The sequence below is a fragment of the Phaeobacter sp. S60 genome, from assembly GCF_000826845.1.
Taxonomy (GTDB): Bacteria; Pseudomonadota; Alphaproteobacteria; order Rhodobacterales; family Rhodobacteraceae; genus Phaeobacter; species Phaeobacter piscinae.
Window position 1 is genome coordinate 104019 of sequence record NZ_JSWJ01000015.1, and the last position, 12701, is coordinate 116719.

The following is a 12701-nucleotide window of genomic DNA, read 5'->3' on the forward strand; positions in this document are numbered from 1 at the left end:
ATCAGCCCCCAGTCCCCATGAAGAAGGGCAGCGGGCGCAGGTAGATACCCAGCACCTGCTGCACCAGATACCAGACCACACCCGCCGCGATAACCGCGATGGGGATCAGGATATGCAGCTTGCGTTCGCCAAGGATCAAAGCGCTGATCACCAGAAATGCGACGGTGGAGATCAGGAAGCCAACCGGACGCAGTGCCAGCGCGTAGATCACCATCATCGCGAGAAGTGCCGTCGCCTGACCCAGTTTGTAGTCCAGCAAGCGGCGGTAATCGATGTCGCCAGCCTTGGGGCCTGCATCGGCTTTCTGCGGTGACAGCAGGATGATCAGCGCGCAGATCACCGCCATAACGGACAACCCCTTAGGGAAGGTGCTGGGCCAGATGGCATTGAATTTCATGAACGGCGGCAGGCCTTCGTCCATTGTGAAAAAGGCCGTGTAGCCATAGGCGAGGCTGATCATAAGAATGACCAGCGCGATCCATCGGTCGAGCGCCATGAGGCTCTCCCCCCTTTGATGAGATATATCGAGCGTGAAACCGGGCGGGCAGCGCGGCCCCCTCCTGAAGATGCGCGCCGCCGGTTTCTGGTGTCGGAGGTCAGGCGCCCGGCACAACTCGGACCGGACGCCTGTCTGCTCTGCCAGACTTAGAGGAAGCCGAGTTCCTGCATCAGGTTTTTGATCACCTCTTCCTGACCTTCCAGGAAGCTGACGAAGTCATCGCCGCTGTTGTGGATGTTCACCCACCCGTTGCGGGCGCGGACCTCTTCCCATTCGGGGGTGTCGTACATCTTGGCCAGAGCGGCCCGGTAGGCCTCGACCTTTTCCTCTGGCAGTCCCGGCGCGCCGAAGAAGCCGCGCCAGTTGACGAAAGTGGCGTCAATCCCCTGCTCTTTCATTGTGGGGGCGTCTGCATAGGCCGGCACGCGGTCCTCGGCGGTGACGCCGATGATTTTCACCTCGCCTGCGTTGGCGAGATCAATTGCCTCGGAGAAGCCGGTGGAGAGTGCGGCGATTTCGCCGGAGAGAAGTGCGGCCATAGCCACACCGCCCGCGTCATAGGGGATGTATTTCACCGCTGTCGGCTCCTCGCCTGCGGCCTTCATCACCATTGCGGCAACCAGATGGTCCATGCCGCCGGGGACCGAGCCGCCACCGATGGCGGTCTTGCGCGGATTGGCCTGATAGGCGGCAATCAGATCGGACATGGAGTTGATCGGGCTGTCCTTGCCCACAACGATGGCCGCATAATCGCCAATGGTGCCTGCCACCATGGTGAGGTCCCGGAAGTTATGCGGGAAGACACCGGTGAGCGAGCGGATCACAATCGGGGTCGAGTTGACCATCAGGGTGCCGTGGTTGCTCTCGGCGTTTTCGATCAGATAGCCGATCGCCTTGCCACCGCCACCGCCGGACATGTTTTCAAAGGAGGCGTTGCCCACAAGGCCCGCCTTGGTCAGCGCCTCACCGGTGCCGCGCGCGGTGCCGTCCCAGCCGCCGCCCGCGCCGCCGGGGATCAGAAAGTGGATGCTGTCCACCATCTCATCCGCAGAAACCGGCGCAGCAAAGGCCAGTGTCGCAGCGGTCACCGCCATCAGGGCGCGCCGGGTCAAAGTCGTTTTCATCTGTTTGTCCTCCCATTTGACAAATGGCGGCTTGGCCGCTCATGACTGAAAGGGAACACGTCAAGCTGACACAAACCTGTCACATCGCATTTTGCCACCACGGGCGATGCCCTTCCCACGGATAGATCCCCATGCGTTTTCTGCTGGTCGAAGACAACCTGAGCCTGGCTGCCGCCGTCGAGGACCGGCTGCGGATGGATGGCCATGTGGTGGATCATGCCCCGGATCTGGCGGTCGCGGATGACTATGCGGCAACGGCGGATTACGATTTGATTTTACTGGATATTATGCTGCCGGATGGGGACGGCCGCAGCTTTCTTAAATCCCATCGCAGCCGCGAGGGCACAACGCCGGTGATCGTGCTGACCGCGCGGTCAGAGGTGTCGGACCGGGTGGGCGTGCTGGATCTGGGCGCGGATGATTACATCACCAAACCCTTTGATTTTTCCGAACTGGAAGCGCGCTGCCGGGCCGTGTTGCGGCGCCATGGTGGCGGCAGTTCCAACCAGAAACGATTCGGCGCGCTGGTGTTTGATCCCTTGGCGGGCACGCTGGTGGTGGGCGACAAAACCGTCTCCCTGCGCAACAAGGAGCTGCGGCTGCTGGAAATTTTCATCAATGCGCCGGACAGGATTTTTTCCAAATCGAAACTGGTGGACCGGCTGTTTTCCTATGAGGAAGACGTTTCGGAAAATGCGATCGAGGTTTATGTGGCACGGCTGCGCAAACATCTGGCCGGGGCAGATGTGGAAATCACGACGGTACGCGGGCTGGGCTATCGGATGTCGCTTGCATGAGCCGCGCGCTGCCGACCAGCGGATCCATCCGGCGGCGGCTGACGTTGCAGCTGGTGGGCAGTGCCGCCTTTCTCGCCTCGCTGTTGTTCTTCATCGTGCTGGTCTTCACCCGGGATGTGTCGCAGCGCACCCATGACAGTATTCTGCAGGCCTCGGCCACGTCGATCATGGACTCGGTGTCTGTACGGTCGGGCGATGTGACGGTCGATATCCCCTATTCGGCGCTGTCGATGCTGGGCAATGTCAGCGATGATCGGGTGTTCTACCGGGTCGCGCAAAATGACCGTCTGCTCACGGGTTACGGTGACCTGCCGCTGCCTGATCTGCTGCCCCAGCGAGGGCAGCCGCGATTTGATACTGCGCCCTACAAGGGCGATAGCATCCGCATGGTGACGCTGGCACGGCGGGTGTCGCTGAACGGTCAGGTCTCCGATGTGGTGATTTCCGTGGCGCAGACCCGCGAAGGGCAGTCGGCGCAATTGGCGGAGCTGACGCGCACCGCGCTGCAGCTTGGTCTGGGGTTTTTCATGATTGCGGCGTTTTTGGCAATCTGGGCAGCACAGTCCAGTATTCGACCGCTTGCCGAACTGGCCGAAGCGGTGTCGCGGCGTGGACCGAAGGATCTGCGCCCGGTGCGCCGCCCGGTGCCGTCGGAGATGATCCCGCTGGTCACATCCTTGAACCGCTTTATTGAGCGGCTGCGGATTTCCCTCTCGCGGTCCGAAGATTTCATCGCAGAGGCAGCGCACCGGGTGCGCACGCCGCTGGCCACGGTGCGCACGCAGGCCGAGATCACGCTGAGGCGGGTTGAGCGGGACGAAAACCGCGCCTCGCTACGTGAGATGATCCGCGCCATTGATGAGAGCTCCCGCGCGGCGGGGCAGCTGCTGGATCACGCCATGGTGACCTTTCGCACCGACAGCCTGCTGCGTGAGGAGGTGGATCTGGGGGCGCTAGCTCGCGATCTGCTGAACCGGCTGCGCCCTATTGCGGAGCTGAAAGATATCGCGCTGCATTCCGACCTGCCGCAAACGCCGCCCCTGTCCGGCGATCCGATCCTGATCCAGAACGCGGTGCGCAACCTGTTGGACAATGCGATCAAATACGCGCCCTCCGAGAGCGACATTCAGGTGATCCTGCGCAAGGAGGGGGCAGAGCTGCGCCTGAGCATCATTGATGAGGCGGGCGGATTTCCCAGCGGTGACACCGACGCGCTGACCGCACGGTTTGCGCGGGGCGTCAATGCCGAGGGGACGATTGGCTCGGGCCTTGGGCTTACGATTGCGCGAGAGGTGGTGGAGGCCCATGGCGGGCGCCTGACCATCGCGCCGAGCCAGGCCACCAGCGGACCACCGGCTGCATCTCCAAGACGGGAGGGATCATGCGTTTCCTTATATTTTCCAGTGCCGTGACAGCTGCGCTACGTGTGCTCTGCCTGATCTGCCTTGCGGTCATTCTCGGTGGGCCGACGCAGGCATTCGAGATCGAGGACCAGCGCCGCTTTGGGCCCGCTGCCGGTGCGGCTGGCGCTGATGTCCTGCGGGTTCTGTCCACAACCGACACGGATCTTCTCGCGCCTCTGGTTGAGAGTTTTCTGCGCACCCGTCCGACAGTGGTGGTGGATTACGTCACGGTCAGCAGTTCAGAGCTGATGCGCGCGGTGGTGGAGGATGGCGCGGGTTTTGACCTTGCCGTCTCCTCGGCGCTGGATCTACAGACCAAGCTTGCCAACGATGGGTACACCCGCGCGCATTCCCCCGCTGGGCGGCTGCGGATCCCGGATTGGGCGGTCTGGCGCGATCATGTCTTTGCCTTCTCGCAGGAGCCTGCATCAATTGTGTTGTCACCCGCCGCCTTTGAGGGGCTGGAGATGCCCCGCAGCCGTCAGGCGCTGATGTCGCTCCTGCGCCGCTACCCCAACCGGTTCCGGGGCCGCATTGGCACATATGATGTTGAGAAAAGCGGCCTTGGCTATTTGTTTGCCACGCAGGATCTGCGCACCTCGGAGAGTTTCTGGCGAATGATGGAGATTTTCGGCAGCCTTGATTTGCGGCTCTATTGCTGCTCCGGCGAGATGATCGAGGCGGTGGCGCGCGGGGAGCTGGCCATCGCCTATAATGTGCTGGGCAGCTATGCCCGTGCGCGCGACGATCTGGCGGAGCGGATCGAGATCGTCGATCCGCAGGACTATACCAATATGATGCTGCGCACCGCTGTCGTGCTACAGGGGGCGGAGCGCCCGGATCTGGCGGGGGCGTTCATCGACCACCTTTTGCGGGCCGCTTGGGGCAACGGGCGCGATCCGGACTATCCTTTCCCGCGCTACGCCACCGCCAAGACCAACCCCACCGCCGCCTTGCGCCCGATCCAGATGGGACCGGGGCTGTTGGTGTTTCTGGACCGGCTGAAACGGGCGCGGTTCCTTGAGGAATGGCGCAGCACCGTGTTGCAGAAGTAGCGCGAGCGCTTAGCGATAGAGCAGCGACTGGCCGTTGTGAAAGAGATGCAGCTTGGCCGGGTCGGCATAGAGCCGCACAGAGGAGCCGCGCAGCCCCTTGTGAATGCCGGGGAGTTTGGCAATCAGCGGATCCTTCCCCTCGCCCGCCGCGATGTAGAGCACGGTAACCTCGCCCAGGGCCTCGACGATATCAACGCGGCTGTCGATCAACGCGCCGCCTGTGCCCTCCTCAACCAGATCTTCGGGCCGAACGCCGACATTCACGGCAAGCCCCTGATCGGCGTCAGTTGTCGGGATCTCTGCCACGACCTCCTCCCCACTGGTGAGCCGCACCGTGGTGCGCGGCCCCGTGGCGACCACGGTGCCGGGAATGAGGTTCATGGCGGGTGAGCCGATGAACTGGGCGACAAATTCATTCTCCGGTCGCTGATACAGGTCCAGCGGCGTGCCGACCTGCGCGATGCCTTTGTTGGCGAGCACCACAATGCGGCTGGCCAGCGTCATCGCCTCCACCTGATCATGGGTCACATAGATCATGGTGCTGTCGGGCATCGCCTCTTTCAGCTGGGCAATTTCGATCCGGGTGGCGACCCGCAGCGCCGCGTCCAGATTGGAGAGCGGCTCATCAAAAAGATAGACCTTCGGATCGCGCACGATGGAGCGACCGATGGCAACCCGCTGCCGCTGCCCGCCCGACAGCGCCTTGGGCAGGCGATCCAGATAGGGTTCCAGCTGCAGGATCTTGGCGGCACGGTCGATGGCGGCGTCGATCTCGTCCTTGCTTTTCTTCGCGATTTTTAGCGCAAAGGCCATGTTATCGCGCACCGTCATATGCGGATAAAGCGCATAGGACTGGAACACCATCGCAATGCCCCGCTGTGCGGGCGGGATGTCATTCATCACCGCATCGTCGATTTCCAGCGTGCCACCGTTGATCCGTTCCAGCCCCGCGATCATCCGCAGCAAGGTGGACTTGCCGCAGCCAGAAGGGCCGACAAAGACGATCAGCTCCCCCTGTTTGATATCAAGGTTGATGTCTCTCAGGACCTCAACGCCGCCCCCGTAGGTTTTGGCCACATTGGTCAATTTCAGGTTTGCCATCTACTGGTCCCTCCCCTGCTCGTCGTTTCTGTCAGACCCGCACCGCAAGGCAGGCCTGCCACGGTGCCAACGCAACGCGCCCGCCGTTCGGCGGTAGATCGGCCAAGGCGATGTCAGTGTCGGGCGTCTGCCATGTGCCCTGCGGCAGGGTGATCTCTGCCGGGGCGTCGCCCAGATTGAAGGCGCAGAAGATCACCTCGTCGCGGTCCTGACGGGTGAAGAAGGCGACGTTGCCCTCTGCCCGCAGCTGATCATGGGTGCCCACCGCCAGCGCGGGATGCGCCTTGCGCAGGGCAATGGCGCGGCGGTAGTGGTGCAGCATCGCCTCTGGGTCAGCCTCTTGGCTGGCGACGCTCAGGGTCAGGTGTTCGGGCGAGACGGGCAGCCATGGCTTGCCCTCACTGAAGCCGCCGGCGCTGTTCGACGGCTCCCAGACCATGGGTGTACGGCAGCCATCGCGCCCTTTGAATTCGGGCCAAAACTCAATGCCATAAGGATCTTGAAGGTCTTCAAAGGCGATCTCTGCCTCCGGCAGGCCCAGCTCCTCACCCTGATAGATGCAGGCGGTGCCGCGCAGGCACATTATCATGGTGGTGAACAGGCGCTGTGCCGCAGGGTTGAGACCCCAGCGGCTGCTGTGGCGGATCACATCGTGATTGGAAAACGCCCAGCAGGCCCAGCCATTGGCGGCAACGCGATCCACCTCGGCAAAAACCTCGGCCAGACGGGAGGCGGTCAGCACGTCCTTGGCCAGAAGCTCAAAGGCATAGCACATGTGAACACCGGTGTTGGCCGCCGTGTAGCTGCCCATGATCTCAAGCCCGCGCTGCGCATCGCCCACCTCGCCCACGGCCGCCTTTGCCGGGTATTCATCCAGAAGCGCGCGGAACCGGCCGAGGAAGGCCAGGTTTTCCGGCTGGTTCTTGGAGTAGAGATGTTCCTGATGATTATAGGGGTTCACCGAGGGGGCGATGGTGGCGTTGCGTTGCTCTGGCGGCAGGGCCGGGTTCGAACGCAGCTCTGCATCGTGGTAGTAGAAGTTGATCGTATCAAGGCGGAAGCCATCAACACCGCGCTCCAGCCAGAAGCGGGTCACATCCAGCAGCGCGTCCTGCACCGCAGGGCAGTGGAAATTCAGATCGGGTTGCGAGACCAGGAAGTTGTGCAGGTAATACTGCTCACGCCGGGGATCCCACTGCCAGGCAGAGCCACCAAAGATCGACAGCCAGTTGTTGGGCGGCGTGCCATCTGGTTGCGGGTCGGCCCAGACGTACCAATCGGCGCGGGCATTGTCGCGGCTTTGACGGCTTTCGCCAAACCAGGCGTGCTGGTCAGAGGTATGCGACAGCACCAGATCAATCATCACCCGCAGGCCCAGACGATGGGCGGCAGCGACCAGTTGATCAAAGTCGGACAGGCTGCCAAACATCGGATCGACGTCGCAATAATCCGACACGTCATAGCCAAAATCCTTCATCGGGGAGGTGAAGAACGGCGAAATCCAGATCGCGTCCACCCCAAGCGAGGCAATATGCGGCAGGCGCTGGGTGATGCCCCGAAGGTCACCGATGCCGTCGCCGTTGCTGTCCTGATAGCTGCGCGGGTAAATCTGGTAGATCACCGCACCGCGCCACCAATCGGGGTCAGCGGCGAGAACCTGGGCCGGGTCGAGTTGAGCTTGAGCGTTCATGTCAGCTATTTTCCATAGTCTTAGAGTAAGGGGCAGCGCCGGTCTGATCCGGCCTGCGGATCAGGTCACTTGACCGAGCCTGCAAGGAGGCCGCGGACGAGGTATTTTTGCATCGCGAAGAAGACGGCGAGCGGCACCGCGATCGAGACAAAGGCGGAGGTTGCGAGGATCTCCCAATTGCCGCCACGGGTGCCGAGCAGTTCAACAATCTGCTTGGTCATCACTGTGGTTTCTCCGGTTGCGTCGATCAGGAACACCATCGCCACCAGAAGGTCGTTCCAGGTCCACAGGAACTGGAAGATCGCAAAAGAGGCCAGCGCGGGGAAGGACAGCGGCAGGATGATGCGCACAAAGATCATGAAATCAGTGGCGCCATCGACGCGGGCGTTTTCAATAATGTCACGGGGAATGCCGACCATGTAGTTGCGCAGGAGGTAAATCGCGAGCGGCAGGCCAAAACCGGTGTGCGCCATCCAGACGCCGATGTAGCCCTTGCCGATGCCGATCTCATTGTGGAATTTCAGCAGCGGGATCAGCGCCAGCTGCAGGGGCACGACCAACAGGCCGACAATCGCGGCCACCAGAAGGGCGCGGCCCGGAAATTCCATCCATGCCAGCGCATAGGCGGCAAAGGCCGCGACGAGGATCGGGATGATGGTGGCCGGAATGGTGACGGTCAGCGTGTTGAAAAACGCCTTTGCCATATTGTCTGTCGCATTGCCGGACACCAGTACGGTCTCATAATTTTCCAGCGTGAACTCTGGCGGCACGGTTGCGGTGACGAACACGCGGGGGCCGCGTTTGCCACTGATTTCCTCGGTGCTTTCAAGCCGGTAGGCGCCATCCTCGGTGACTGTCAGAGTGCCACCACGGCGCAGCTCGGCCGTTTCACCGGGCTGGTAAGCGGCGGGTTCGCGTGCCGAGGTGCCCCAGGCGGAGATCTCGCTCTCGGTGCCGTCGGCAAAGAGACGCCCCTCAATCACATAGAGGTCGCCTTCCTGCACCTGTGCGCCGGGGGGATCGGTGCGCAGGGTCAGGTTCTGCTCGCTCGGGAACATCGCGCGCCACCAGCCGCTGGTCGCGATCTGGTCCGAGGTCCGGAAGGAGGACACCAAGAGGCCCAGCGTCGGGAACAGCCACAGCCCCACCAACAGCACCACAGACAGGCGCAAGGCCCAGATCAGCGCAGGTTTTTCTCCGGCAATAACAGTCATCGCGGTCTCCTCAGCGCATTTCGCGGCGGGCGTTATAGACGTTCCAGACCAGGATCGGCAGCACCAGCAGCATGATGACCATGGCGCTGGCAGAGCCGACGCCCCAGTCATTGGCGCGGAACAGTTTGTCGTACATGTAGTTGGCCAGAACCTGCGTCTCCCACTGGCCGTTGGTCATGGCAAAGACGATGTCAAAAACCTTGAGCACGACGATGGTGATGGTGGTCCAGACCACAACGATGGTGTCCATGATCTGCGGCACCTTGATCTTGAAGAAGATCTGAAACGGTCCGGCCCCATCCACGATGGCCGCCTCCACGGTTTCTTCGGGGATGCCACGCAGGGCTGCCGACAGGATCACCATGGCAAAACCGGTCTGGATCCAGATCAGCACCATCATAAGAAAGAAGCTGTTCCAAAACGGAATTGTCAGCCACTGCATCGGCCCGTCGCCACCAAAGTAGATGTAGACCGCATTCAAGACGCCGATCTGATCGGTGCCTTCGGGGCGCGCGTCATAGACCAGTTTCCAGATCACCGCAGCGCCGACAAATGAAATCGCCATCGGCATGAAGATCAGCGATTTTGCGATATTGCCCCAGGCCAGCCGGTCGGTCAGCTGTGCGGCCAGCAGGCCAAAAGCCGTTGAGGCCGCAGGCACAACGAGGAGCCACAGAAAGTTGTTCTGAAGCGCCTCCCAGAATTTCGCCTCTGCCAGCATCTGCTGGTAGTTGGCAAGACCGACAAATTCCGATCCGCCGCCAGGAACCCGTTCGGTGACCGACAGGCGCAGGGTTTCAACCACCGGATAGGCCAGATAAAGCCCCAGCGCGAGTAATGCGGGCAAGAGGAACAGCCATGGCCGGATCATATTGGCGCGACGGATGTTGCGGGCAATATGCGCGCCGCGCGCCGGAAAGATCACCCGGTCCAGCACGAGATTGGAAAAGTAGAAATAGCCGACACACCCTCCGACGCCAAAGGCGATTGTGAGCAGGCCCTGAATGGCTGGATGCATGGGATATCTCCCTTGGTGGTGGAGCGTGGCACCGGACAGGCGTCCGGCAGGTCACGGAGACGCGCAGATGAGCGTGTCTCGGGGGGGCGAAAAACAGCGATGGCACGGGAGGGATGATGCGGGCCGGCCCATCGGGGCCGACCCACCCCTATCGGAGCCTTACTTCAGAGCATCCCAGGAGGACTGGATCTCGGCCGCGACCTCTTCCGCCGGGGTGCCGCCTGCATAGCCGACCATTCCGGTCCAGAAGGATCCCGCGCCTACACCACCCGGCATCAGGTCAGATGCGTCAAAGCGGAAGGTGTCAGCGGACAGGAGGATCTCCCCCATCTTCTTCAGCGTGTCGGTGGCATAGACATCGGTGTTCACGCCCTTATGCGGAGTCAGGAAGCCCTGCTGCGCCATCCAGATCTCATGTCCGATGGGAGATTTCAGGAACTCCATCAGCGCGCGCGCACCTTTGCTGTCGTTGGTAATCGACCACAGGGTACCAGCGCCCAGAACCGGGCTGCCCAGATCCTTCTCCGCATAGGCCGGGAAGTAGAAGAAATCAGCATCCAGACCCACTTCGGTCCCTTCTGGGAAGAACGCCGGGATGAACGACGCCTGACGATGCATCAGACACTGCGGCGGGCTGGCGAACAGACCTTTGGGGCTGTCACGGAAATCGGTGGAGGCCACGGCGCCCGCACCACCCGAGACGTAATCATCGTTGCGGGCGAAGTAACCGAATTCCTCGATGGCATTCACAACGCGCGGATCGGTGAAGGGGATTTCATTGCTGACCCATTGATCATAAACGCCCGGCTCCTGCGTGCGCAGCATCATATCCTCAACCCAGTCGGTTGCAGGCCAGCCAGTGGCACCACCAGATCCCAGACCGATGCACCAAGGCGTGTTGCCATCGGCGACCATCTGATCGGTCAGCGCCTTCAGCTCTTCCATCGACTGGGGGATGTCATAGCCGAAATCTTCAAATGTTTCAGGCACGTACCAGACAAGGGATTTCACATCCACCTTGTAGAACAGGCCAAAGACATCGTCGTTGCCGTCCGGCCCCGTGAAGGTGCTGAGATCAACCCAGGAGTCGCCAGCTGCGTAGTTTTCACGCACCCAATCGGCGGTCTCGCTGCCCAAGGGTGCAATGAAGCCGCGCGCGGCCATGTCGGACACCAGACCCGGCTGTGGGAAAACGGCGACGTTGGGCGCGGAGCCTGCCTCCGCATCGACCACGATCTGCTGCTCAAAACTGTCAGAGCCGGTGTAACGCACGTCCGCACCGGTGGCTTCAGCGAAATAGGCCAGCACCTTTTCGACGACCTCCTGATCCGGGCCAAGCCACGGGCCAAAAACCGTGACCTGCTCCCCCGACAGATCGGTTGCCTTCAGCGCCTCGAAGCTCTCCCAGTTAAACTCCCCCTCGCCGACCGGAAAGGTCAGCGCGCCTTCGGCCTGCGCAAGACCAGCAGACAGGGCAAAGACGCCGACTGCTGCCAAAAGACTGCGTTTCATGATGTTTCCTCCCGAGTGTTCAATGCGCCCGCCGTTTTTCACGGCTTTGAAGTTTTCAAAGCGCTTTGGATTTCAGCAAAATCCCGGATTCGGATGGAACTGTCAACAATTTCCCGCTCAAACACCAAACAACTATAAAAAACACGGGACTTGCCAGCCTATCCCCTGCCCTGCCATAACTGCGCAGATGGCCCGTGGTTGCTCTGGGCGCATATGTTAGAATCAAAGCGCTTTGGAGTATTCTGCGAATGAACCTGAAGGACCTGGCCGCATATCTGAACCTGTCGCAAACGACAGTGAGCCGCGCGCTCAACGGCTTTCCCGAGGTGAGCGAAGCAACCCGCAAACGCGTGGCGGCCGCCGCAGAGCAACACAACTACCGCCCCAACACCCGCGCCAAAGCGCTGGCCACAGGGCGGGCAATGGCGATTGGTCACGTGATCCCGCTGTCGTCGCAGCATGAGATGGTGAACCCGATTTTCGGCGACTTCATTGCGGGCGCTGGCGAGAGCTATGCCGCAGCCGGCTATGACATGGTGTTGTCGCTGGTTGAGGATAAGAAGCAGGAAAAAGCCTATCGCGAGATGGCCTCCAAGCGGAATGTTGATGGCATCGTCCTGCATGCGCCGCGCATGTCGGATCCCCGGATCGGGCTATTGCGTGAAATCGGCCTGCCCTTTGCCGTGCACGGCCGCGCCTCCGATCTGGCGGGGGATTATTGCTGGCTGGATGTGAACAACAAAAGCGCCTTTGACCGGGCGACGCGGTTTCTCATCGACCTTGGGCACCGGCGGATCTGTCTGGTGAACGGGTTGGAGAGCATGGATTTCGCCTGGCGTCGGCGGGCGGGCTATGAATACGCGCTAAAGGCGGCAGGCCTGCCGCTGGATCCCGCGCTGATGTATGCGGAAGAGATGACCGAGAGCTATGGGTATCGCACGGTTGCGACGACTCAGGCGATGGCGGATCCGCCCACCGCCTATCTGGTGTCGTCGATCATCCCCGCAATGGGCGTGCGCCGCGCGATCGAGGATTCGGGGCGTCAGATGGGCCGCGATATTTCGGTGATCACTCATGACGATGACCTGTCCTATCTGCGCAACGGCGATGAGGTGCCGCAATTCACCGCCACCGTCTCCTCCGTACAGGAGGCAGGCCGCCAACTGGCCAATCTGCTGCTGGACCAGATCCGCAATCCCGGCCTGCCGCTTCCGACACGTCTGCTAGAAGCGCAGCTGACCGTTGGCCGTTCCACCGGGCCTGTGCCCTCTCCTCGCTGACTGCCCCC

Annotated in this window: 11 protein-coding genes; 4 read left to right on the top strand and 7 right to left on the bottom strand. The window is 61.6% G+C overall.

The features are described 5' to 3' along the window. Window position 1 precedes the first annotated feature (1 nt). Both OO25_RS15160 and OO25_RS15165 read right to left on the bottom strand, forming a co-directional pair. On the bottom strand, window positions 2–496 hold the full coding sequence (locus OO25_RS15160) for a tripartite tricarboxylate transporter TctB family protein (protein WP_040173803.1): 495 nt from the start codon (window positions 494–496) through the stop codon (window positions 2–4). A gap of 149 nt (window positions 497–645) precedes the next feature. Further along, window positions 646–1623: a tripartite tricarboxylate transporter substrate binding protein gene (locus tag OO25_RS15165; RefSeq protein ID WP_040173804.1), complete on the bottom strand. Its 978-nt coding sequence runs from the start codon at window positions 1621–1623 to the stop codon at window positions 646–648. Window positions 1624–1754: 131 nt separating this feature from the next. On the opposite strand from OO25_RS15165, the gene OO25_RS15170 reads away from it, so the two are divergent. Genes OO25_RS15170 through OO25_RS15180 form a run of 3 tightly spaced genes read left to right on the top strand, consistent with a single transcriptional unit; the run spans window position 1755 to window position 4878 of the window. Beyond that, a complete protein-coding gene (locus OO25_RS15170; protein WP_040173806.1) occupies window positions 1755–2420 on the top strand; it encodes a response regulator transcription factor in 666 nt (221 codons plus the stop codon). Then, window positions 2417–3832, top strand: a complete 1416-nt coding sequence (locus OO25_RS15175; RefSeq protein ID WP_040180956.1) for a sensor histidine kinase — start codon at window positions 2417–2419, stop codon at window positions 3830–3832. Before OO25_RS15170 ends, OO25_RS15175 begins: the two co-directional genes overlap by 4 nt. Continuing rightward, window positions 3802–4878, top strand: coding sequence for an ABC transporter substrate-binding protein (locus OO25_RS15180; RefSeq protein ID WP_040180958.1), 1077 nt, complete (start codon window positions 3802–3804; stop codon window positions 4876–4878). The genes OO25_RS15175 and OO25_RS15180 overlap by 31 nt, the downstream gene beginning before the upstream one ends. 9 nt (window positions 4879–4887) lie before the next feature. On the opposite strand, the gene OO25_RS15185 is transcribed toward OO25_RS15180, so the two are convergent. The 5 genes from OO25_RS15185 to OO25_RS15205 all read right to left on the bottom strand — a co-directional run bounded on the left by OO25_RS15185 (window position 4888) and on the right by OO25_RS15205 (window position 11413). Next, complete coding sequence (locus OO25_RS15185) at window positions 4888–5979, bottom strand: ABC transporter ATP-binding protein (RefSeq protein ID WP_040180959.1); 1092 nt, start codon at window positions 5977–5979, stop codon at window positions 4888–4890. A 31-nt stretch (window positions 5980–6010) separates the two neighbouring features. Beyond that, complete coding sequence (locus OO25_RS15190) at window positions 6011–7669, bottom strand: alpha-amylase family glycosyl hydrolase (RefSeq protein WP_040180961.1); 1659 nt, start codon at window positions 7667–7669, stop codon at window positions 6011–6013. 65 nt (window positions 7670–7734) lie between these two features. Further along, entirely contained in the window at window positions 7735–8883 is a 1149-nt protein-coding gene (locus OO25_RS15195; RefSeq protein WP_040180962.1) for a carbohydrate ABC transporter permease, read from the bottom strand. 10 nt (window positions 8884–8893) lie between these two features. Further along, the gene (locus tag OO25_RS15200; RefSeq protein ID WP_040173820.1) at window positions 8894–9901 is read right to left on the bottom strand and encodes a carbohydrate ABC transporter permease; all 1008 of its coding nucleotides are present in this window, start codon (window positions 9899–9901) and stop codon (window positions 8894–8896) included. A gap of 159 nt (window positions 9902–10060) precedes the next feature. Next, window positions 10061–11413, bottom strand: a complete 1353-nt coding sequence (locus tag OO25_RS15205; RefSeq protein WP_040180964.1) for an ABC transporter substrate-binding protein — start codon at window positions 11411–11413, stop codon at window positions 10061–10063. A 248-nt stretch (window positions 11414–11661) separates the two neighbouring features. Here OO25_RS15205 and OO25_RS15210 point away from each other — a divergent pair, with 248 nt between their 5' ends. Further along, window positions 11662–12693, top strand: coding sequence for a LacI family DNA-binding transcriptional regulator (locus OO25_RS15210; protein ID WP_040180965.1), 1032 nt, complete (start codon window positions 11662–11664; stop codon window positions 12691–12693). The last annotated feature ends 8 nt before the right edge of the window (window positions 12694–12701 follow it).

Excerpts from the sequence above, each read along its gene's own strand:
- OO25_RS15160 (WP_040173803.1), bottom strand. The coding sequence starts at position 496 with ATGGCGCTCGACCGATGGATCGCGCTGGTCATTCTTATGATCAGCCTC.
- OO25_RS15165 (WP_040173804.1), bottom strand. The coding sequence starts at position 1,623 with ATGAAAACGACTTTGACCCGGCGCGCCCTGATGGCGGTGACCGCTGCG.
- OO25_RS15170 (WP_040173806.1), top strand. The coding sequence starts at position 1,755 with ATGCGTTTTCTGCTGGTCGAAGACAACCTGAGCCTGGCTGCCGCCGTC.
- OO25_RS15175 (WP_040180956.1), top strand. The coding sequence starts at position 2,417 with ATGAGCCGCGCGCTGCCGACCAGCGGATCCATCCGGCGGCGGCTGACG.
- OO25_RS15180 (WP_040180958.1), top strand. The coding sequence starts at position 3,802 with ATGCGTTTCCTTATATTTTCCAGTGCCGTGACAGCTGCGCTACGTGTG.
- OO25_RS15185 (WP_040180959.1), bottom strand. The coding sequence starts at position 5,979 with ATGGCAAACCTGAAATTGACCAATGTGGCCAAAACCTACGGGGGCGGC.
- OO25_RS15190 (WP_040180961.1), bottom strand. The coding sequence starts at position 7,669 with ATGAACGCTCAAGCTCAACTCGACCCGGCCCAGGTTCTCGCCGCTGAC.
- OO25_RS15195 (WP_040180962.1), bottom strand. The coding sequence starts at position 8,883 with ATGACTGTTATTGCCGGAGAAAAACCTGCGCTGATCTGGGCCTTGCGC.
- OO25_RS15200 (WP_040173820.1), bottom strand. The coding sequence starts at position 9,901 with ATGCATCCAGCCATTCAGGGCCTGCTCACAATCGCCTTTGGCGTCGGA.
- OO25_RS15205 (WP_040180964.1), bottom strand. The coding sequence starts at position 11,413 with ATGAAACGCAGTCTTTTGGCAGCAGTCGGCGTCTTTGCCCTGTCTGCT.
- OO25_RS15210 (WP_040180965.1), top strand. The coding sequence starts at position 11,662 with ATGAACCTGAAGGACCTGGCCGCATATCTGAACCTGTCGCAAACGACA.